General features: G+C 36.3%; 24 protein-coding genes. All 24 read left to right on the top strand.

The features are described 5' to 3' along the window. The first annotated feature begins 86 nt into the window (after nucleotides 1-86). The 24 genes from IPU53_RS06980 (at nucleotide 87) to IPU53_RS07090 (ending at nucleotide 17,752) form a co-directional block, all read left to right on the top strand. On the top strand, nucleotides 87-620 hold the full coding sequence (locus IPU53_RS06980; protein ID WP_207449269.1) for a GNAT family N-acetyltransferase: 534 nt from the start codon (nucleotides 87-89) through the stop codon (nucleotides 618-620). 42 nt (nucleotides 621-662) lie between these two features. Then, nucleotides 663-1,601 (top strand): phosphotransferase enzyme family protein, encoded by a 939-nt coding sequence (locus IPU53_RS06985; RefSeq protein ID WP_207449271.1) that lies wholly within the window; start codon nucleotides 663-665, stop codon nucleotides 1,599-1,601. A gap of 213 nt (nucleotides 1,602-1,814) precedes the next feature. Beyond that, nucleotides 1,815-2,282, top strand: coding sequence for a GNAT family N-acetyltransferase (locus tag IPU53_RS06990; RefSeq protein WP_207449273.1), 468 nt, complete (start codon nucleotides 1,815-1,817; stop codon nucleotides 2,280-2,282). Nucleotides 2,283-2,725: 443 nt separating this feature from the next. Further along, nucleotides 2,726-3,316 (top strand): M23 family metallopeptidase, encoded by a 591-nt coding sequence (locus IPU53_RS06995; RefSeq protein WP_207449275.1) that lies wholly within the window; start codon nucleotides 2,726-2,728, stop codon nucleotides 3,314-3,316. Nucleotides 3,317-3,326: 10 nt separating this feature from the next. Further along, on the top strand, nucleotides 3,327-3,467 hold the full coding sequence (locus IPU53_RS07000) for a hypothetical protein (protein WP_207449277.1): 141 nt from the start codon (nucleotides 3,327-3,329) through the stop codon (nucleotides 3,465-3,467). Nucleotides 3,468-3,671: 204 nt separating this feature from the next. Beyond that, nucleotides 3,672-4,193, top strand: a complete 522-nt coding sequence (locus tag IPU53_RS07005; protein ID WP_207449279.1) for an NUDIX domain-containing protein — start codon at nucleotides 3,672-3,674, stop codon at nucleotides 4,191-4,193. 19 nt (nucleotides 4,194-4,212) lie between these two features. Further along, nucleotides 4,213-4,686 carry an HIT family protein gene (locus tag IPU53_RS07010; protein ID WP_207449281.1) on the top strand — a complete coding sequence of 158 codons (474 nt, stop codon included), beginning with the start codon at nucleotides 4,213-4,215 and terminating at the stop codon, nucleotides 4,684-4,686. A gap of 37 nt (nucleotides 4,687-4,723) precedes the next feature. Further along, nucleotides 4,724-5,182 (top strand): NUDIX domain-containing protein, encoded by a 459-nt coding sequence (locus IPU53_RS07015; protein WP_207449282.1) that lies wholly within the window; start codon nucleotides 4,724-4,726, stop codon nucleotides 5,180-5,182. Between the two features lie 48 nt (nucleotides 5,183-5,230). After that, a complete protein-coding gene (locus IPU53_RS07020; protein WP_207449284.1) occupies nucleotides 5,231-5,560 on the top strand; it encodes a hypothetical protein in 330 nt (109 codons plus the stop codon). Between the two features lie 17 nt (nucleotides 5,561-5,577). Next, nucleotides 5,578-5,700: a hypothetical protein gene (locus IPU53_RS25250; protein ID WP_278253251.1), complete on the top strand. Its 123-nt coding sequence runs from the start codon at nucleotides 5,578-5,580 to the stop codon at nucleotides 5,698-5,700. 87 nt (nucleotides 5,701-5,787) lie between these two features. Then, on the top strand, nucleotides 5,788-6,507 hold the full coding sequence (gene thyX / locus IPU53_RS07025; protein ID WP_207449286.1) for an FAD-dependent thymidylate synthase: 720 nt from the start codon (nucleotides 5,788-5,790) through the stop codon (nucleotides 6,505-6,507). A 166-nt stretch (nucleotides 6,508-6,673) separates the two neighbouring features. Next, nucleotides 6,674-7,216: a D-glycero-alpha-D-manno-heptose-1,7-bisphosphate 7-phosphatase gene (locus IPU53_RS07030; protein WP_313886458.1), complete on the top strand. Its 543-nt coding sequence runs from the start codon at nucleotides 6,674-6,676 to the stop codon at nucleotides 7,214-7,216. 76 nt (nucleotides 7,217-7,292) lie between these two features. After that, nucleotides 7,293-7,442 (top strand): hypothetical protein, encoded by a 150-nt coding sequence (locus IPU53_RS07035; RefSeq protein ID WP_207449288.1) that lies wholly within the window; start codon nucleotides 7,293-7,295, stop codon nucleotides 7,440-7,442. A gap of 2 nt (nucleotides 7,443-7,444) precedes the next feature. Continuing rightward, entirely contained in the window at nucleotides 7,445-7,726 is a 282-nt protein-coding gene (locus IPU53_RS07040) for a class I SAM-dependent methyltransferase (protein WP_207449290.1), read from the top strand. A gap of 396 nt (nucleotides 7,727-8,122) precedes the next feature. Beyond that, nucleotides 8,123-8,800, top strand: a complete 678-nt coding sequence (locus IPU53_RS07045; protein WP_207449292.1) for an SDR family NAD(P)-dependent oxidoreductase — start codon at nucleotides 8,123-8,125, stop codon at nucleotides 8,798-8,800. Between the two features lie 402 nt (nucleotides 8,801-9,202). Further along, nucleotides 9,203-9,973: a class I SAM-dependent methyltransferase gene (locus IPU53_RS07050; RefSeq protein ID WP_207449293.1), complete on the top strand. Its 771-nt coding sequence runs from the start codon at nucleotides 9,203-9,205 to the stop codon at nucleotides 9,971-9,973. 174 nt (nucleotides 9,974-10,147) lie between these two features. Next, nucleotides 10,148-11,404 (top strand): acyl-CoA thioesterase/bile acid-CoA:amino acid N-acyltransferase family protein, encoded by a 1,257-nt coding sequence (locus IPU53_RS07055; RefSeq protein ID WP_242698135.1) that lies wholly within the window; start codon nucleotides 10,148-10,150, stop codon nucleotides 11,402-11,404. Nucleotides 11,405-11,555: 151 nt separating this feature from the next. After that, nucleotides 11,556-12,413 carry a hypothetical protein gene (locus tag IPU53_RS07060; protein ID WP_207449297.1) on the top strand — a complete coding sequence of 286 codons (858 nt, stop codon included), beginning with the start codon at nucleotides 11,556-11,558 and terminating at the stop codon, nucleotides 12,411-12,413. Nucleotides 12,414-12,422: 9 nt separating this feature from the next. Then, on the top strand, nucleotides 12,423-13,715 hold the full coding sequence (locus tag IPU53_RS07065) for a serine hydrolase domain-containing protein (protein WP_242698119.1): 1,293 nt from the start codon (nucleotides 12,423-12,425) through the stop codon (nucleotides 13,713-13,715). 2 nt (nucleotides 13,716-13,717) lie between these two features. Further along, a complete protein-coding gene (locus IPU53_RS07070) occupies nucleotides 13,718-13,897 on the top strand; it encodes a hypothetical protein (protein ID WP_207449299.1) in 180 nt (59 codons plus the stop codon). Nucleotides 13,898-14,017: 120 nt separating this feature from the next. After that, complete coding sequence (locus IPU53_RS07075; protein WP_207449301.1) at nucleotides 14,018-14,473, top strand: MarR family winged helix-turn-helix transcriptional regulator; 456 nt, start codon at nucleotides 14,018-14,020, stop codon at nucleotides 14,471-14,473. A gap of 60 nt (nucleotides 14,474-14,533) precedes the next feature. Continuing rightward, nucleotides 14,534-15,034 (top strand): VOC family protein, encoded by a 501-nt coding sequence (locus IPU53_RS07080; RefSeq protein ID WP_207449303.1) that lies wholly within the window; start codon nucleotides 14,534-14,536, stop codon nucleotides 15,032-15,034. A gap of 183 nt (nucleotides 15,035-15,217) precedes the next feature. Beyond that, entirely contained in the window at nucleotides 15,218-16,273 is a 1,056-nt protein-coding gene (locus IPU53_RS07085; RefSeq protein ID WP_207449305.1) for a DUF3231 family protein, read from the top strand. A 339-nt stretch (nucleotides 16,274-16,612) separates the two neighbouring features. Beyond that, the gene (locus IPU53_RS07090) at nucleotides 16,613-17,752 is read left to right on the top strand and encodes a M20 family metallopeptidase (protein ID WP_313886454.1); all 1,140 of its coding nucleotides are present in this window, start codon (nucleotides 16,613-16,615) and stop codon (nucleotides 17,750-17,752) included. The last annotated feature ends 22 nt before the right edge of the window (nucleotides 17,753-17,774 follow it).

Genomic DNA, 17,774 nt, shown 5'->3' on the forward strand with positions numbered 1-17,774 from the left:
AAAATATCACACTGCGTTCAATAAATAGTGGGCATGAAAACTAAAACTAGGCTACTCGAGTTTACCTAAAAATAAAGGAGAACCATATGAAAATTGAAGTACAACTAACGAATAAGGATCAAGCATATATAATCAAAAACTTGTACCCTTTATATCTTTATGATTTATCAGGTCATTTCGACAGACTTCCCAACGTTCATGGAATTTATGAGGATAGTGATGAATTTCAAACATTGAGTGACCAGTATGAAGTACAAAATATTTGGTGGGAGAAGCAGGACGTTTTATTTCCTTTCCTAATTTTGGTTGATGGGAATCCAGCAGGCTTTATTCTAATTGCTACTCCACCCCATTGTAATAAAGGAATTGACTATTTCATCAATGAATTCTTTTTAATTCAATCATTAAGAGGTCAAGGGGTTGCTGAACAAGCGGCAAATCTAGTATTTGAACAATTTAAAGGAAATTGGGAATTATTTACGAATCCAGCCGAAAAGAATATTGTAGGCCAGAAATTTTGGCGGAAGACGATCTCTAACTATACAAAAGGCGAATACAAGGAGGAACATGGCGAAACGTTTGATGGATATAAGCTTATTTTTAGTTTTTCTAATGTGTAAATATAATGGGATCGTATGAATATCAGGAGTGGGATAAAAGCTATGGAACAAATAATACTCGAGTCACTAAACAAGATCTATCCATTAAATTTCATGAAAATCGAATCAGTGACAGATGAGATCTATCGATGTACGGCAGTACAAGGAGAATTTTACGCGCGAATAACAAATTATAAAACATATGATGAACAGTTAGAAGAGGTTCAGTATACAAACTTTTTATACAATGAAGGTTTTGGTGCAACCCCAGCTGTATCTTCCTTAAACGGTAATATCGTGGAAAAAATGTCTCTTAATGAGGAGGTTCTGACAGTCTTATATCAGGCAGCTCCAGGGATACACTTACCAAGAAGTCAATGGCAACCGAATGTCTTAAAAGAAGTAGGACGGCAAATTGGTAGGTTGCATCGTTTATCAAAGAAATTTGAAAACATAAAGCCACTTCAATATATCAATGATTGGTATGACAATGAAGAATATGCTTTTCTCAAATATATCCCTAAGGAAGAAAGCGCAATTAGGGAAATGGCACATGAAGTTTTATCGACCATAAAAGATTTGCCGAAAAGTGATTCAACATATGGTTTGCTACACGGGGATTTATGGCTAGAAAATATAGTAGTAGATCGTGATTTAAAATTGACGATGATCGATTTTCAAGATTGTGAAAAACACTTTTATATATTTGACTTAGCCGTTCCTATCTATAGTGCGATGGAGTATTCGTTTGTAGGCAATGGAAACATCGTTGACTATGGGCGTTCGATCACAAAAGCAATCATCGACGGATATCAAGAAGAAAATGATCTATCTCAAGAAATGGTTGATAAACTTCCTCTATTTATTAAGTTAAAGGAAATATTCGAGTATAGCCTGATGCATATGTATTGGAATAAAGAGAAACTAACGGAAGAACAACTACGAATAATGAATCATTTTAGAATCAGGATAGAACATAATCTATCCCTACTCAAAATGTAACAACCATGAATGAATGCGAAAAGTAAAAATAAGGTTTTTTTCCTTAAAGAACAAATATATTGTTTAACTCATAGGGGATTACTATCATCAATCCCTTTTAAAAGAAAAAGAATGGCTCGTAAATAAATAGGGAATTATTCAAGAATATTGGATTAAACGAGTTCAAGCATCCTTCTCGGGAGGTTTGAACACGCATAGACAAAGGTGATGAAAATGTCTCTAAGATTAGAGGATATAAACTCAAATAACTGGATTGACTGTATTTTTTTAACTACTGATAAAGAAGGAAAACATATATTATTTGAAGAGTTTGTTGCCTCCAATGCAGTTTCCATCGCACAATCAAAAATGGAAACTGGTTGGGAAACAAAAGCTATATACAACGAAGACCAAATGGTCGGTTTTGCCATGTATGGCTTCGCAGAAAAGGAAGGGTTCTACGAAATTTGTCGATTCATGATTGATTATCGTTTTCAACATAAAGGTTATGGAAAAAAAGCTTTGTTGATGATTATAGAAGAAATGAGAAACATTCCTGATTGCAAAGAAATCTATCTAAGTTTCGATCCTGAAAATAAAGTCGCACTTCATTTATACGAAAGTATTGGATTCAAGAATACGGGGCGAACGGTAGAAGGAAATATTACGGAGGTTTTATATCGCTTGGAACTTAATAAGTAAGTCAATAGGATCAAGTAGTCTATTATGTGATGATCTCTAAGAATAGATATTGATATTACATAACCAAGACCTTATAAATTCATAAAATCCTTTAGTGCCTCTACATTACCACTGGAAACAGTCTGTATTCATGCAAAGTAACGAGAAGGTTATCAGGGGCCAAATGTTGAATAGTGTAAGGGGCAGATAGGCGATCGTCGACGGAAAATGAGCAGTTAGCCCGCCTCGTAAGGAAAGCGTTTCCGGTTGTTCTTGATCTAAGTGGCAATAAGATCTTCGCCTCAATAAGCACGCAAAAACAAGTATGGTAAGTCGGAGAAGGAAACTTCCACTAATTAAGGTTTGCTTTATCGTAAAACGGATATGTTGATGATTTATTGAGCTAGTATTATCACAATCTAGAATACAAATTTTGGATTCTAAAATTTTAAGGAGCTGAGAGAATGGTTAAAAATCAAAAATCTATAACAATCTATCCTGTGTTTAAACAGGCGTTTTTAACTGCAGAACATGCAGAAGGGGAAATGGAATATCTCGGTGATGCATTAGGACGAGACTTTATGGTGGCCAAATTTGTGGACGGTTTTTCTAGAACGTATCTGGGAGATGGAAAAAGGAATGAAGATTGGTTTGGCTATAAAGCAGATGTTCTTGCTCCTTGTGATGCAGTCGTTGAAAAAATAAGAATCAATGAAGAAGAAAACACGCCAGGCTCGCATACAAATAAACCAGCAGGTAGTGTTATCTTTCGTTGCAAAGATGATGTTCGGCTTGTCTATGCGCATGTAACAGATATAAGAGTTGAAGAGGATGAGAAAGTCGTTGCAGGTCAAACATTTGCCAGATGTGGAAATAATGGTACTTCTTGGGCTCCACATATTCATGTCGGAGCATGGAAGGATAACGAGCCATTGCAAATTATCGTCGATTTATCTGCTTTAGGAAAAATACAACGAGAACAAGGTGACAACTATTTTCTTGAGAATGACGAAAAAACAAGACACGATTTTAAGGAAAGTTTTAAACAAAAATAACGAGGATTCAATGGGGAAAGTAAATGAAATTGGGCTAGGTCCATATGCTATATTTAGTTCGAGAAAGCATTCAACACAAGAAGTAGAACAACTATTAGATAAGCTAAGCAAATTACGTCATTTTGATATTCAAGATTTTGCTGGCGCCTGATATGATCAGGTAATCTAGAAAATAAATATCTCAACAGCAATTACTCCTTCTTCTAAAGCAAATATTCATATTTATAAACAAGCATTCAAAACTATAAGATACATAATCTAGCTTATGCATAGCTAGAACTGCTAACTGATGCTAAAATCGAATTTAGAAAAATTAAGGTAAGAGTACCTGAGATATTTGAAAGAAGGTAATTTTTTGAGACTTAGACAAATGGCAGTAGCTTTCCTTCAGAATGAAGAACAAGAAGTTTTGTTCCTGCAAAAAAGGGCGAAGAACACTTTTTTAGCTGGGCACTTGGTTCCAATTGGTGGACATATTGACGGTGATGAGATCAATGATCCTAAAAAGGCATGTATTAGAGAGATAGAAGAAGAAACCGGGATAAAAAGTGATTGTATAGAAGATTTATCACTTAGATACATTGTTCATAGAGTGAAAGACAATCAAGAAATTCGAATCCAATATGTCTTTTTTGGAAATATCTCAAAAAATTCTACTCTAATTGAAAGCGATGAAGGTACATTAGAATGGCTAAATTGTTCGGAAATACCAAATCGGAATGTTTCAGAGACTACCATTGAAATTGCAAGACATTACTTGGAATTAGGAGCAGCGACTGAAAAAACATACGTAGGTTCAATGAGCTCGTTAAATGGAAATCCACAGATTAATTGGGCACTTTTAGAAGACTGGGAACCATCCTTTTTCAATTATTAGAAAAACAAAAGGAGGGATAATGATGTCTTTTTCACATAAACCTGAAGCATACGAATGTCCATTTTGTCGGATTGTGTCAGGAAATGAACGACCAAATAAAGGAACAAAACAAAGGGACATTATCTATCAGAATAAACACGTAACGGCATTTATCGCAAGTAAATGGTGGCCGAATAACAAGGGGCATGTTCTCGTTATTCCGAATAAGCACTTTGAAAATATATATGCACTGCCAGCAGAAATGGCTGCTGAAATTCACCGTGCTGCTCAATTGACAGCACTTGCGATGAAACATACATATGGATGTGATGGAATTTCTACTCGACAACATAATGAGCCTGCTGGAAATCAAGATGTATGGCATTATCATCTTCACGTTTATCCGAGGTATGCAAACGATACACTCTATTTAACCAAAGGGTATGGGACTGAACCAGATCAACGTCATTTCTATGCAGAAAAATTACGTTCGTGGATTCAAGAAAACAATTAGTTTCTTATGACAAATAAAGAGTAGGAGGAAGTTGATTTTGCAAAAACCATTTCATCACTTAGCAAGAGGTCTGGTCGTTTGTGACGATAAAATATTACTGGCAAAAGCGAAAGGGCAGACAAATACTTTTTTACCTGGAGGCCATATCGAATTTGGAGAAAGCGCCAAAGATGCATTGAAACGAGAAATCAATGAAGAGTTGGGGATCCCTTGTACAGTGGGGCGTTTTCTCGGTGTGGTTGAACATAAATGGGAGCTAGATCAAGTCGTTCATTGCGAAATCAATCAGGTATTTGAAATCCATAGTAGCAACTTACACCTTGATGTCAATCCAACCGCAATCGAACCACATCTTGAATTTTTTTGGTGCCACGGAGGAGATTTAGATCAGCAATGTTTGCAGCCTTATCCTTTCAGACATTTAATCCAAAAGTACCTGAATGGAAATAAGGATGTTTGGTGGGAAAGCACAGTGAACTTGGATTTTGATGATTAAATATTTAAACCTTATTAAAATGTACAAATACAATCAAGGAGAAGATAAATGTATAGTTACGAACCTTTTGAAACCTTAGGTGTATTCACTTTGCTTAGACCTGTTTTTTGGACTATTTTACTTATGACTTTACTCTTGTTTTTAGGGGTAATTATCCCAAAAGTCCGAAAGAAATTGATCAACGGAGTCACGGTACTTAGCCTATCCTTCATTTTAGTTTTCGTTTCGGCCCAACTGTTATTTTTCGATGGAATTATTGTAGATGAACTTGGACTAGGTGGGGATGCTGTAAGTTCTTATCTGTTCTTAGCAATTGCAGGCTTTTCATTAGCGAATATTCTGATTTACTTTTCGTCAAGATTAAAAAGAGGTTCATAAATACAGGAGGGATTTAAATGGTCCTTATAGTCCTTATTATAATCGCTATCATCATGCTTAGCATAGAAATCCAGTTAAGAAAAGCGAATAAACAAAATGAAGAGATGATAGATTTATTGAAAAAACTGGATAGAAAATAATGACTTTCCTGGCGACGACTTTTTAAATAAAAAGCAAAAAGGTTTATCCAGTACATATTAGAGAAAAAATGGGGGAGTGTTAACCAAATGAATATTATAAACGTATTAGACAAGGGCTATGTTCGACTTGTAAATCATATGGGTTCAGATTTAACAGTAGTAAATGCTGCAAGAGTTTCTTATGCAAAAGAATCCATAGAATTGAATGAGAAAGATGTTAAGTTAATTAAATTTTTAGCTAGAGAAGGTCATACTTCTCCATTTAGACATGTAATCATTCAATTTGAAGTGTATGCACCACTCATGGTAGCCAGACAATGGTGGAAATATGTAATTGGTTCTTCTCACCAAGAAGGTACAGGAGATAGTTTAGATGCTTGGAATGAATCAAGTCGAAGGTACATAACAGAAGAGCCAACTTTTTATATTCCTTCCAGCAAAGAATGGAGAAGTAAACCAAAGAATTCTAAGCAAGGTAGCGGTGAAATAGTTACGTTGGAAATTGGCGATAAATATAGCAGTGAGCTTATGGCCTATGTTGACGAGGGATTAGGCAAATATGAAGCAGCTCTAAAAGATGGAATATGTCCAGAACAAGCGAGATTATTTCTCCCTGCATATGGAATGTATGTACGTTGGTATTGGACTGCATCCTTACAGTCGGTTTGTCATTTTCTAAATCAAAGATTAGAACATGATGCTCAAAAGGAAATTCAAGAATATGCAAAGGCTATTCTTGAATTAAGTAAACCATTATATCCAAATGCTATAGACGACCTTATAAAAAACAATGATAATACTAACTAAAAAGCTCCAATTCTATTAGAGGTAATGTTTTAGCTGCTATTAAATAATTTTAGGTTTAAAGAAAGGCTAAAAGAATGGTAAGAAGGGGGTGTAAAATACTGTCCAGAGCTGAATTAATGGGAGGATAGAGTAGAACATTATGAGTGGGTGGTGATTTGTTAAAATCATTGGTGTATTTCTTGATCGGGATGGGACGATCGGTGGTGATGGTGGAGGGGTCCATCCGTTTGAATTTACTCCCTATGATTTTTCCGCAGAAGCAATTAAACGCTTAAATGACAAAGGAATCAAAGTGTATCTCTTCACCAACCAAAGCTGGATCGGGATGGGAAAGTTTTCAGAACAAACATTTTTAGAAGGCACCAATAAATTGATTGGAGCTTTAAAAGAAAAGAATGCCTTTTTAGATGGGATTTATTTTTGTCCACACACACCAGAAGAAAATTGTGAATGCCGGAAACCTCAACCAACGTTATTGCGGCAGGCTCAGAAGGAACGTAATGTGGATTTGAAAAAATGCTATATTGTTGGTGATCGATGGAGTGATATGGCATCTGCTGCTAATGTTGGTTCAAAAAAGATATTAGTGAAAACAGGTAGAGGTTTACAGTCACTGCAAGAACAATCTAACAAACAGATAACGCTTGATCATGTTGCAGATAATGTGCTGGATGCCACTCAGTGGATACTTTCAGATTTAAATATATAGATATCTAGATGTGATTATCTTTTGAGGCAAGGTGTATAGGGCTGGTTTAATTTTGTTTGGAAAGAGGCGGAGAGAAATGGGAAGTCAAAAAGTGTTGTATGATGTAATGAAACACCAAGAATGGATACCCCCTCATAGTGAGCAATGGTATAAGCAATTAGGTACGGAGATTGGAGAATATAATTACCTTGGAAATCCCAATTTGCTGAACCAACGGCAGCGATGATATTGGCCGAAAGAATATCTAAATATGTGGGAAAGAACACCAGAATCCTTGATATTGGATGTGGACACTGTGAATTTGCATATCAATGGGCAGCAAAGGCAAAAGAAGTTGTTGGCATAGATGCTATAAATGGCTTTATTGAAACGGCAAATAAAAATAAACCTACAAATTCAATTCGATTTTTGAACATACATGCGGAGGAGAAACTACCTTTCCCTGACCATTATTTTGACTTAGTGTATACAAAAAAGGGCCATGGTTGTACGAAGAAACCTCTCGGATAACGAAATCAGGTGGTATCATTATGGGGCTTTTCACGGTGGAACTGATGGAGGGCTTCGGAGACAATTTCCCGGTTTATATCATCCGCTGCCTGTAAATCCGTTTAACCTTGAGCTTATTAAAAGTAACTATAAAATGAATGAATTAACAGACCTGGATATTGAGTTTATGAGGAAGTAGAGTATTTATCTACCCCAGAAGATGTTTTAATCAAAAAATGCTTTGAACAAAGCCAATCCTTAAAGAATCTTGCTTGGCAGAAATGTCTAAAAGATGTTGAAGAAATTTTTGATAAAAATGCAGCGACAAAGGGATTGAAGGTCATTAATTATCACCACATAATCACCGTTAGGAATAAGTAATAATCGAAATGCTCAAAGGAAATGAGGGTGAGAAAAGTGAAATATTTTATTTTGACGGGAGCTTCACGAGGGATAGGCGAATCTATATGTGAAAAATTATTATTAAAAAATCACCATGTGATATGTGTTTCAAGGAAGAGAAATGATTCACTCGTTTCACTGGCAAACGCTAAAAACGTTAAATTGGATTATTTCGAATATGATCTAAATAATTTATATGGAATAGAAGAGCTGATGGAAAAAATTATTGCGAAGGTTGATGCTTCTGTTGTTGAGTCTTTGTCTCTCATTAATAATGCAGGTTTAGTTTTTTCGCAAAAGATTGAAGAGACAGAACCAGACTCCATTATAAACCTAATGAATGTTAATTTACTTTCCCCAATGATCTTAACTTCGAGTTTTATCAAAAATGCTGAACAGTATGATGTTGAGAAAAAAATACTAAATGTTTCATCTGGTTCCTCATTTAATTTATCTCCTAGTGGAAGTTGTTATTCCACATCGAAGGCAGGGCTTGAAACTTTCACAAAAAGTATTGGAATAGAGACAAAGAATGTTAAAATCATGGCGATTCGGCCGGGCATGGTTGACACAGATATGCATAAAGATACTGTGAACAGAAAAGAGTTAAAGTCGGCTGATTATGCAGCTAAGAGAATTCTTACTTTTTTGTTTGAAAGATTTAAACATGGAAAAGTAGTAAGGGCTTGGTAACATTAAGGGAGCAGTTTAATAGCTGGTAATCATAGATTACTTGAAAAGAACTTATTTCAGTTTTATATAGTTCATTAGATCTTGAGAAGGAGACTAGTATTGAATTTTCCCTTAATCGTAGTTTTTTAAACAGAGCGGTGACATTAGATTGAACTTGATTGAAATGTCTTGACATGGAACTACTAAAAGTATGATTGGGGGATTTTTATTTAAATTGTTTTCGGTATAGAAGTACTTTTGCCCTTATGATAAGGTTATCCATACTATACTAGAAAGTGAGTGATGATTGTGAAATTGGAAAAAATATTCGAGACTTCAATTATATTAGAGGTGCGGAAGGGATAATCACGCTTCAATTGAGAACCTTTCCGTGCTTAAAACAAAACACGGAGGGACTAGCGAATGTCGTTTAGTAATTATGGAGAACTATGTACTGAAGTTTATGATTTAACGAAAAAAATCGGGCAATCGTTTAACGGAGATATAGAATACTACAAAGATAGACTAAAACCTGCCAAGGGAAGAATTCTTGAAGCAATGGTTGGTTCCGGTCGAGTTATTATTCCGCTTCTTGAATCCGGATTCATAATTGATGGGGTTGACTCTTCTCCTGAAATGTTGGTTTCTTGTCAACAACGCTGTGAAGAACGTGGATTGAAGCCAAACTTATATCAAGCAGATTTGAAAGAACTTTCTTTGCCAAACAAATATGAAGCTATTATTATCCCCGCTGGCTCATTTTTGTTGATTGAAAAGCGTGAAGATTCGATTGCAGTATTAAAGAAACTCTTTGACCATCTCCAACCAGGTGGACGTCTTATTCTAGACCTTTTTTTACCAGACAATATTAGTCCAGAGCCTATAGATAAGACTAAAATAACTCCATTCACCATGCCCAATGGCGATACTATTACCATGGAAGATAGGCTCGTTGAGGTAGATATTTTTAATCAATGCAAAGTTTCTTATCTGAAATATGAGAAATGGCGTAATGGCGAATTAATCCAAACTGAATTACAGCGGTTTGCATTGCGTTGGTATGGTGTAGAGGAATTCAAATTTGTGTTAGAGAGTGTCGGTTTTTCTGATGTTGTTATATCTGCGGATTTCGAATATGGTAAACAACCGACCAACGGTAACCAAGAATTCATTTATGAAGCTGTGAGAAAATAATAGATGGATTCTGAAATGAACAAATCAAGCCCTAACTGTTAAAGCAGTAACGGGTTTGATTTGTGTTTATGTTGAAAATAACTTACTGCCTGTTTTGTATAAATTATACTTCAAGCAAGCGGTAAGTCATCCTATTTGATAATACAATCTGAGGAGGTTTTTAGCTTGAGAATAATGGTTGATCCGGTTCAATCCCTAATTGATGAGCCAGTTAGAATCAAAGTTTTAGGACTTCAAGCAGGACAATTGGTAACGATCCAAGCACGGCGAACGTCTCAGAATAATAGCATGCATTTCTCTTCACGGGGAGAGTATATTGCGGATGAAAGCGGTGAAGTGGATCTTGGATTGCATCCATCAATTGGTGGTACTTATCAAGGAATTGATCCGATGGGACTTTTTTGGTCACTTCAAATCGAAAAAGTAGTTCAGCAGGATAATAGTGAGTCCGCTAGGCAAGGCGCCAATTTTCCCCATGAGGTTACCCTTGAAGTTCGAAACGCTGATCATGAGATCTTATGCACAAAGGACTTGAAGAGGTTATGGCTATCGGAAGATATTGTAAGAACCCCGATTCGTGAAAATGGCCTAGTAGCAACATTATTTTCTCCTAAAGATGGAATTTCACGTCCTGGCGTCATTTTTTTAAGTGGCTCTGAGGGAGGAGTAAATGAGTACATGTCTGCGATGCTTGCATCTCATGGATTCACAACCTTAGCATTGGCCTATTTTGGAATAGAAGGACTCCCTGAAAGACTTGCAAATATTCCGTTAGAGTATGTAGAAAAAGCGATTACTTGGATGGAAAGTCAAGAAGATGTCAAATCGGGTTGGCTAGGTATCCATGGAACATCCAAGGGTACCGAGGTTGCGTTACTAAGTGGGACTCTTTTTCAACAAATAAAAGCCGTCGTTGCGTTAAATGGATGGGCTGTATCTTTTGCAGGTATTGTGCCATGGTCAGATGCTGAAACGCTGCCACCATCATGGACTTATAATGGGAAACCAATCCCTTATGCTACGCCAAATAACCCAAAAGCAGTAGCATTAGAATGCTTGAGAATGTTTAAAGCGAATGAGGGAAATCCTTATGTGATGTGGTATAGACATCTTGGTTCAGATCCGGAAGTAGTGGAGAAGGCAACGATCCCAGTTGAAAAAATCAAAGGACCGATCATGTTTATTACAGGACAAGAAGATGGTGTTGTGCCAGATTTTTCGAAAACGGGCATGGAGCGCCTAAAGAAGTACAATCACCCATACGAGTATCATCATTATAATTATCAAGGCGGGACGCATTCCATCGGTATCCCGTATCTGTTCGTAGCCAATGCGGGAACCCATACAAAGGAGACAGCCCTTGCAAGTCAAGATTCATGGATAAAAACAAAGGAATTTTTTATGAGAAGCTTTCTGAATGCGACTTCCTAACGGGGAAGGAATTAATTCATGATAACTAGAAGATGTGATTTCAATGGAGTAAATAATTTTTAGCCTGGTGCAACCGACCATAAGCCTCCATTGATGGTAGCCTCATTTAATATAGAAGTCCAAGCGTTTAAGGAAGGAACGTATACATTTTATGAACACAAAACTAATTATTGTCGAGGGATTACCTGGGTTTGGAAAATCAACCACCGCAGAGCTTATTAAAGACATTCTTTCAGAGAATAATAAGGAAGTCGAACTAGTTTTAGAAGGGAACTTAGAGCACCCGGCAGATTATAATGGGGTAGCCTGGTTCACTAAAGATGAATTTGAGAGGATCTTATCCATTAGCGGAAGTTTCAAAGAGGTTTTTTTAAATAGAGTAATAGAGAAAGATCGCCATTATTTTTTGCCATATAGTAAGATAAAAAATGAATTTGGTGATCAGTTTCCGAATGAATTATTGAACGGAATTTTTAAAAAGGATATATATGAATTACCATTTGCGAAAAATGTGGAGTTAATTGATAGCAAGTGGACTGAATTTGCGAACAATGCCATTCATGATCATAAAACCTATATTTTTGAATGCTGCTTTATCCAAAATCCCTTAACGATTGGTATGATAAAATATGGTGAAGAAGAAGAGAAAATAATTGATTATGTAAAGCGACTAGAAAGGCATATAGAGCGCTTAGATCCCATTTTAGTTTATATTGAACAAGATGACCTTGCATATTCGTTTAAAAAGGCGGTCAGGGAAAGACCAAAAGCCTGGTCAGAAGGATTTATACAATACTACACAACTCTAGGCTACGGGAAGCAACAGGGATACGAAGGGATAGAAGGAACGATTAAAGTATTAGAAACAAGAAGAGAGTTAGAAATGAAAATAGTGAATAAGTTAAATATCAAAAAGCTGACAATAAATAATTCAGACTATGACAAGGAGAAATATAAATCAGGTTTAACGGAAAAATTGGAATGGTTAATATCTACTCATGAAAGGTAAACGAGGCGAATGACTCATACTTTTAAGGGGGGAGATCGTATACAAGCTACACGATCGAAATTAGAATCTTATATTAACCAATATCTCGATTTATGGGACTTTTACGGTGTGATCCAAGTGACCCAAAAAGGTGAAGTGCTCTTTGAAAGCGCCTACGGCTATGCGAATATTGAGTTTGGCATTAAAAATAATATCGATTCATGTTTTTCTCTTGCTTCCTTGTCAAAGCAGTTTACTGCCTTTGCAATTATGATTCTATACGATCAAAAACGATTAGATATCGATCAGCCTGCGCAACAATATCTGCCTGCCGACCTGCAGATTGATCAGTCGATAACTGTCCATCATTTGTTATCACATACGTCTGGATTATATAATTTTTATAATTTTGAAGATGATTTTTTTGCTGGATACAATCGGTTGGATTATTCAAAAAAAGACTTCTTCCAGCGATATATTAAGAAAAAGCCTACAAAACCACCTGGCACAGTATATGACTATAATAACTCAAACTACAATTTACTTGCATGGATCATAGAAAATGTTTCGGGAGAAAGGTATGAAGATTTTATCCGGAACAATATATTTTTACCACTGAATATGGTAAACAGTGATGTAGATGATAGCAGTAAACTAATTCAAAATAGGTCCTGCAATTATGTAATGGATTTTGAGTCAACCATTAAATCTCCCTATTATAACGAAAAATTCAGTATCGGTGCAGGTGCTATCGTTTCAAACAGCGCTGATTTATACAAATGGTATGTTTGTTTGCGCGATCGGAAAATCTTGTCAGAGAAAGCGTATAATAGATTTTTTAACGAAAATAGTAATAATTATTGTTACGGACTTGAGCATTATCAGGTTTATGAGACAGACAAATATTCTCATGGAGGAGATCATTTAGGAATCAGTACGTATATGCAGGATTTTTTTGATGAAGATATTTGTGTAATCATTCTTTCCAATAATGAAACAATCAACCAGTACAGATTGGGTGATGCAATTTCAGATATCCTCCATGAAGTTGATGTTGATCCTCCAACCAAGCATGAAGGGATTCCAATCACTGAAAACGAGCTTCAAAGATACTGTGGAGTGTACTTGAAAGATAAGATCCATGTAGAATACGTTGACGGAAAATTATATTTTACAAGATTTAATGGTAATCTTCATATTGAGATCTATCCAGTAGGTGAAGGAAAATTTGCTCGCAGACATTCTGACCAGAGTAATCCGTACAACATTACTGAAAATAAAAACGGGCAAATGACGTTTTTTGGATATAGCAAGGATGAATAGATATGAATTCTATGATTGAAAATTTATGGGGATTAAAAAAAGTAGGTGGGATATGCGATTTTAAAGCCAAAGGAAATCGGATTGTAAGATTAATTCATTCAGAAGAAGGACAATTCGTTTTATTAGGCCAACAAAAAGGTGTGAGCCCTAATAAGAGCAAGAACATCGACAGGATTGGTTAATCTTAACTAGTCCTATAATTATATATAGTTTTGGTTTAGTACCATTTCGATCTTGACAGGGAAAGGCGATTCTTTTAATATTAATTAGAATTCTAATTAATATTAAAAGAGGGTATACACATGAATAATTCTACAAACGTATCAAGCTGGAAATGGGATCAGGGGCCAATTGGCAGGATAGTCAAGACAGCTTATATTACGTTACGACGTGAAGTTGAAGAAGAATTAAAGCAGGTCGGATTGACACATACTCAGTGGACTGCTTTAGGGATTCTTCATTACTTTCCAGGAATCACTTCATCAGAATTAGAACAAATCTTAATGATTGAGCGTCCGAGTGTAACCAGTCTTATGAATGGATTAGAAAAGAAAAAGCTTATTATACGCAAAAACTATTCAAAAGACGCGCGTTACAAGCAAATTTTCCTAACAGAAAAGGGAAAGAAGATTGCAATGGAGACGCAACACTTTACACACCTAGTTGAAGATCGGATTAAAGATGGTTTATCGGCTGAAGAATTTGCAACGTTGAAAAATCTCCTTATTAAAACGGTTAATTTGTTTGAAAAAAAGTAAATCGTAATTTTTTTACTGTATTAGTTAGAATTCTAATTAAATGTGAGGAAGTGAGTGTTCATGAGTAATAAAAAACAACAGGAACAGGGGCAAAAGCATTTTATATGGCAGGGATTTCACCATATTGCTTTGGTGACTCCAAATTTAGATGAGACAATCCATTTTTATCAGACTGTGCTAGAGATGGAGGTTGGAGATGTTTATCCAGCATTTAAGCAACGAGGGAGACATTGTTTTATTAAACCTGGAAAGGTAGATACTTGGGGAATTCATTTTTTCGAAAATCCAGAGGCCAAAATCTTTCGAAGCGATCAGGAATTAAGACGTTTGGCTGAGAACCCGAGGGCGGCCGAACTGTACAGCCATTTACCAGGTGCTCTTCAGCACATTGCATTCGCGGTGGAGACTGAGGAACAAGGGCTTCTTTTGAGAGAAAAGTTAAAGAGGGAAGATATAATGATGACTGACATTTATACTCAAGGTAGTATATGTAATTTTATTTTTACGGACAACACTGGCATTCAATTAGAGGTTGCATGGCCTAAAGTGATGATGAATTGAAAGCCCTTATCTCTTTACCAAGATATTGAGCGTGATTATATACTTTTAATAGTATTTTTTTATTTGGCAAAAACATGATTCAAAGTCCACTCTAAAATGCGTATTTACTTGTAAATAATGAATAGTTTCGATTTTCAAGTTAAAAATAAAGAAAAGGTTCATTATGAAAGGAGTACGTATTCAGTGGAGCCGATTAAACCGACTAGAATAAAAACACGAAAGTCGAATGATATAGAGGAAAAATTAACAGCTGCGGAAATGGGAAAACTTTGGGCTACATACACTGGGAATACGATGGCTAGCTGTGTTCTCGAGTATTTTCTTCAACATGTGGAAGACAAAGAAATTAAGAAGGTATTAGAGAATGCTTTAACGCTAAGTAAATCTCTTGTGACTAGCATTAAAGACATATTTATTCAAGAAAACTTCCCTGTACCTATTGGATTTTCGAGTGAAGATGTGAACTTAGGTGCTCCAAGGTTATTTTCCGATGAATTCTATCTTCACTATTTAAAGTATACAAGTAAGGCGGGAATGAGTATATACTCGATCGCTGTCCCTTTAATGATCAGGAAAGATATAAAAGATTTTTTTACACACACTCTCGACTCTACCGTACAACTTGTCACACAAATAAATGAGGTGGCGCACCAAAAGGGATTTTATGTAAAGCCACCGACCCTTCCTAATCCGAAAAGCGTCGATTTTGTCAAACAGCAAAATTATTTAAGTGGTTTTTTCGGTCATATTCGTCCTCTCCATGCGCTTGAGGTGACACATTTATTTGATAATATCGAAAATAATGTGACAAGTAAGGCATTGCTTCTTGCCTTCAGCCAAGTAGCCAAAACAGAAAAAGTGAAAAAATTTATGTTACGGGGGAAGGAATTGACGGGCAAGCATATCGAAACCTGTTCACAACAACTTCATAAAAATAACTTGCCGTCACCGCCCCTTTTAGATAACCTAGTGTCCACCTCAACCTTTTCCCCATTTTCAGATAAGTTGATGCTATGGCATAAAATTGATACATTCTCGATGAAAATTAGATCTTATGCCAACGGTGCATCACTGAATGGAAGACGGGATATTGGTGCAATGTACGCTAAGTTTATAATGGATGTAAGTTTATATGTAGAAGACGGAGCCAATATTATGGTTGATCATGGATGGATGGAACAACCACCAGAAGCGATTGACCGAGAGGCATTAGCAAAGGAGAAACAATCAAATGAATGAGAGGGAAGGATTGATCTACATCGCCTAAAACTTCCGAGGAGGGAACCAAAAATTTCATGCATTCTATGCATCCTCTATCTCTGCATTAATTAATTCTTCTGAAAGAATGTTGAAAAAACGACACTAACCCTTTTGAACACCTGTATAAATTAACCAAAGGTTGTCCTGGAAATCTTAATGAGATTTTCAATGGGCAGCTTTTTTTGTGGGAAAATCGTATTCTTTTTTTGCAATAAGTGAGGGATGGACAGTTCTAAAGCCTTCGAAGTATAGTTGATGGTTAATTCTTTTAAAAAAGAGGGTATGGTATTCATACAATTCAAGAATAGGAGGATTCAAGTGATTGAGGCATATCTAGAAGAAAAAAAGCCTGAGATGATTGAACTCTTGGAACAACTTGTTAATACAGATAGCGGCTCTGATGACAAGGAAGGCGTTGATGAAGTAGGAGATATTTTAAAAGAGAAGTTTGAGACAGCAGGCATGCATGTAAAGATACATCGTGAAAAAGAGTTTGGTAATCACTTAGAAATAAAAGCTAATGAAGACTGTGATCCGAAAATTATGGTTATTGCACATATGGACACCGTCTTTCCTAAGGGAGAAGCTGGAGAACGTCCATTTAAAATAATTGGAGATAAAGCGTTTGGCCCAGGTGTAAATGATGAAAAAGCAAGCCATGTCCAAGTTTTATATGCTTTAAAGGCTTTGAAGACAAGTGGATCTGATGCATATAAAAATATCCATGTGATTTTTAATAGTGATGAAGAAGTGGGTTCGCCGTCTTCGAAATCACTGATAAAACAGATTGCTGAGGACAAGCAATATTCATTAGTTGTAGAATGCGCCCGTCCTAACGGAGGGATTGTCACGGAGCGAAAAGGGGTAGGAAATTTCTCGCTCGATGTAAAAGGGAAAAGTGCCCATGCTGGTGTGGAGCCAAAAAGAGGCAGAAGTGCTATTGAGGAAATCTCTGACAAAATCCTAAAACTTCAAAAATTAAATAACTATGAGGAAGGATTAAGTGTCAATGTCGGATTAGTCAATGGCGGAACCTCAAGTAATACCGTACCTCCAAATGCTAAAGCAGAGATTGACGTTCGGATTAAAGGAGAAGAACAAGCGGGAGAGGTGACAAAAGAAATAACCAAAATTGCCCAGCAAGAGCATGTGCCAGGAACATCGACGGAACTCAGAGGGAGTATCAGCAGACCTCCAATGGTAAAAACGGAACAAACAGAGCAATTAGTAAAAGTAATTCAAGAAGCAGGTGACGAACTGGGAATGTCGGTTCATTCATTGCGTTCAGGTGGAGGATCTGACGCAGCTTTTACGGCAGTGGAAGGGATTCCAACAGTAGATGGAATGGGACCAATGGGGGAATTCTCACATAGCGAAACCGATGAATATACCGATTTAAAGACGTTTCCGCAACATACAGCCTTGTTGGCAAAAACCATTGAAAAGTTAAGCAAGTAAGAAAGGTTCTGGAGCTCTCCCA

Origin of the sequence: Bacillus sp. SD088, assembly GCF_017355205.1 — a bacterium.
In the GTDB taxonomy this organism is placed as follows: domain Bacteria; phylum Bacillota; class Bacilli; order Bacillales; family Bacillaceae_C; genus Lederbergia.

Bases quoted from the DNA above. Each gene is read 5' to 3' on its own strand.
- IPU53_RS06980 (WP_207449269.1), top strand. From the start codon at position 87: ATGAAAATTGAAGTACAACTAACGAATAAGGATCAAGCATATATAATC.
- IPU53_RS06985 (WP_207449271.1), top strand. From the start codon at position 663: ATGGAACAAATAATACTCGAGTCACTAAACAAGATCTATCCATTAAAT.
- IPU53_RS06990 (WP_207449273.1), top strand. From the start codon at position 1,815: ATGTCTCTAAGATTAGAGGATATAAACTCAAATAACTGGATTGACTGT.
- IPU53_RS06995 (WP_207449275.1), top strand. From the start codon at position 2,726: ATGGTTAAAAATCAAAAATCTATAACAATCTATCCTGTGTTTAAACAG.
- IPU53_RS07000 (WP_207449277.1), top strand. From the start codon at position 3,327: ATGGGGAAAGTAAATGAAATTGGGCTAGGTCCATATGCTATATTTAGT.
- IPU53_RS07010 (WP_207449281.1), top strand. From the start codon at position 4,213: ATGATGTCTTTTTCACATAAACCTGAAGCATACGAATGTCCATTTTGT.
- IPU53_RS07020 (WP_207449284.1), top strand. From the start codon at position 5,231: ATGTATAGTTACGAACCTTTTGAAACCTTAGGTGTATTCACTTTGCTT.
- IPU53_RS25250 (WP_278253251.1), top strand. From the start codon at position 5,578: ATGGTCCTTATAGTCCTTATTATAATCGCTATCATCATGCTTAGCATA.
- thyX (WP_207449286.1), top strand. From the start codon at position 5,788: ATGAATATTATAAACGTATTAGACAAGGGCTATGTTCGACTTGTAAAT.
- IPU53_RS07035 (WP_207449288.1), top strand. From the start codon at position 7,293: ATGGGAAGTCAAAAAGTGTTGTATGATGTAATGAAACACCAAGAATGG.
- IPU53_RS07050 (WP_207449293.1), top strand. From the start codon at position 9,203: ATGTCGTTTAGTAATTATGGAGAACTATGTACTGAAGTTTATGATTTA.
- IPU53_RS07055 (WP_242698135.1), top strand. From the start codon at position 10,148: ATGGTTGATCCGGTTCAATCCCTAATTGATGAGCCAGTTAGAATCAAA.
- IPU53_RS07060 (WP_207449297.1), top strand. From the start codon at position 11,556: ATGAACACAAAACTAATTATTGTCGAGGGATTACCTGGGTTTGGAAAA.
- IPU53_RS07065 (WP_242698119.1), top strand. From the start codon at position 12,423: ATGACTCATACTTTTAAGGGGGGAGATCGTATACAAGCTACACGATCG.
- IPU53_RS07070 (WP_207449299.1), top strand. From the start codon at position 13,718: ATGAATTCTATGATTGAAAATTTATGGGGATTAAAAAAAGTAGGTGGG.
- IPU53_RS07075 (WP_207449301.1), top strand. From the start codon at position 14,018: ATGAATAATTCTACAAACGTATCAAGCTGGAAATGGGATCAGGGGCCA.
- IPU53_RS07080 (WP_207449303.1), top strand. From the start codon at position 14,534: ATGAGTAATAAAAAACAACAGGAACAGGGGCAAAAGCATTTTATATGG.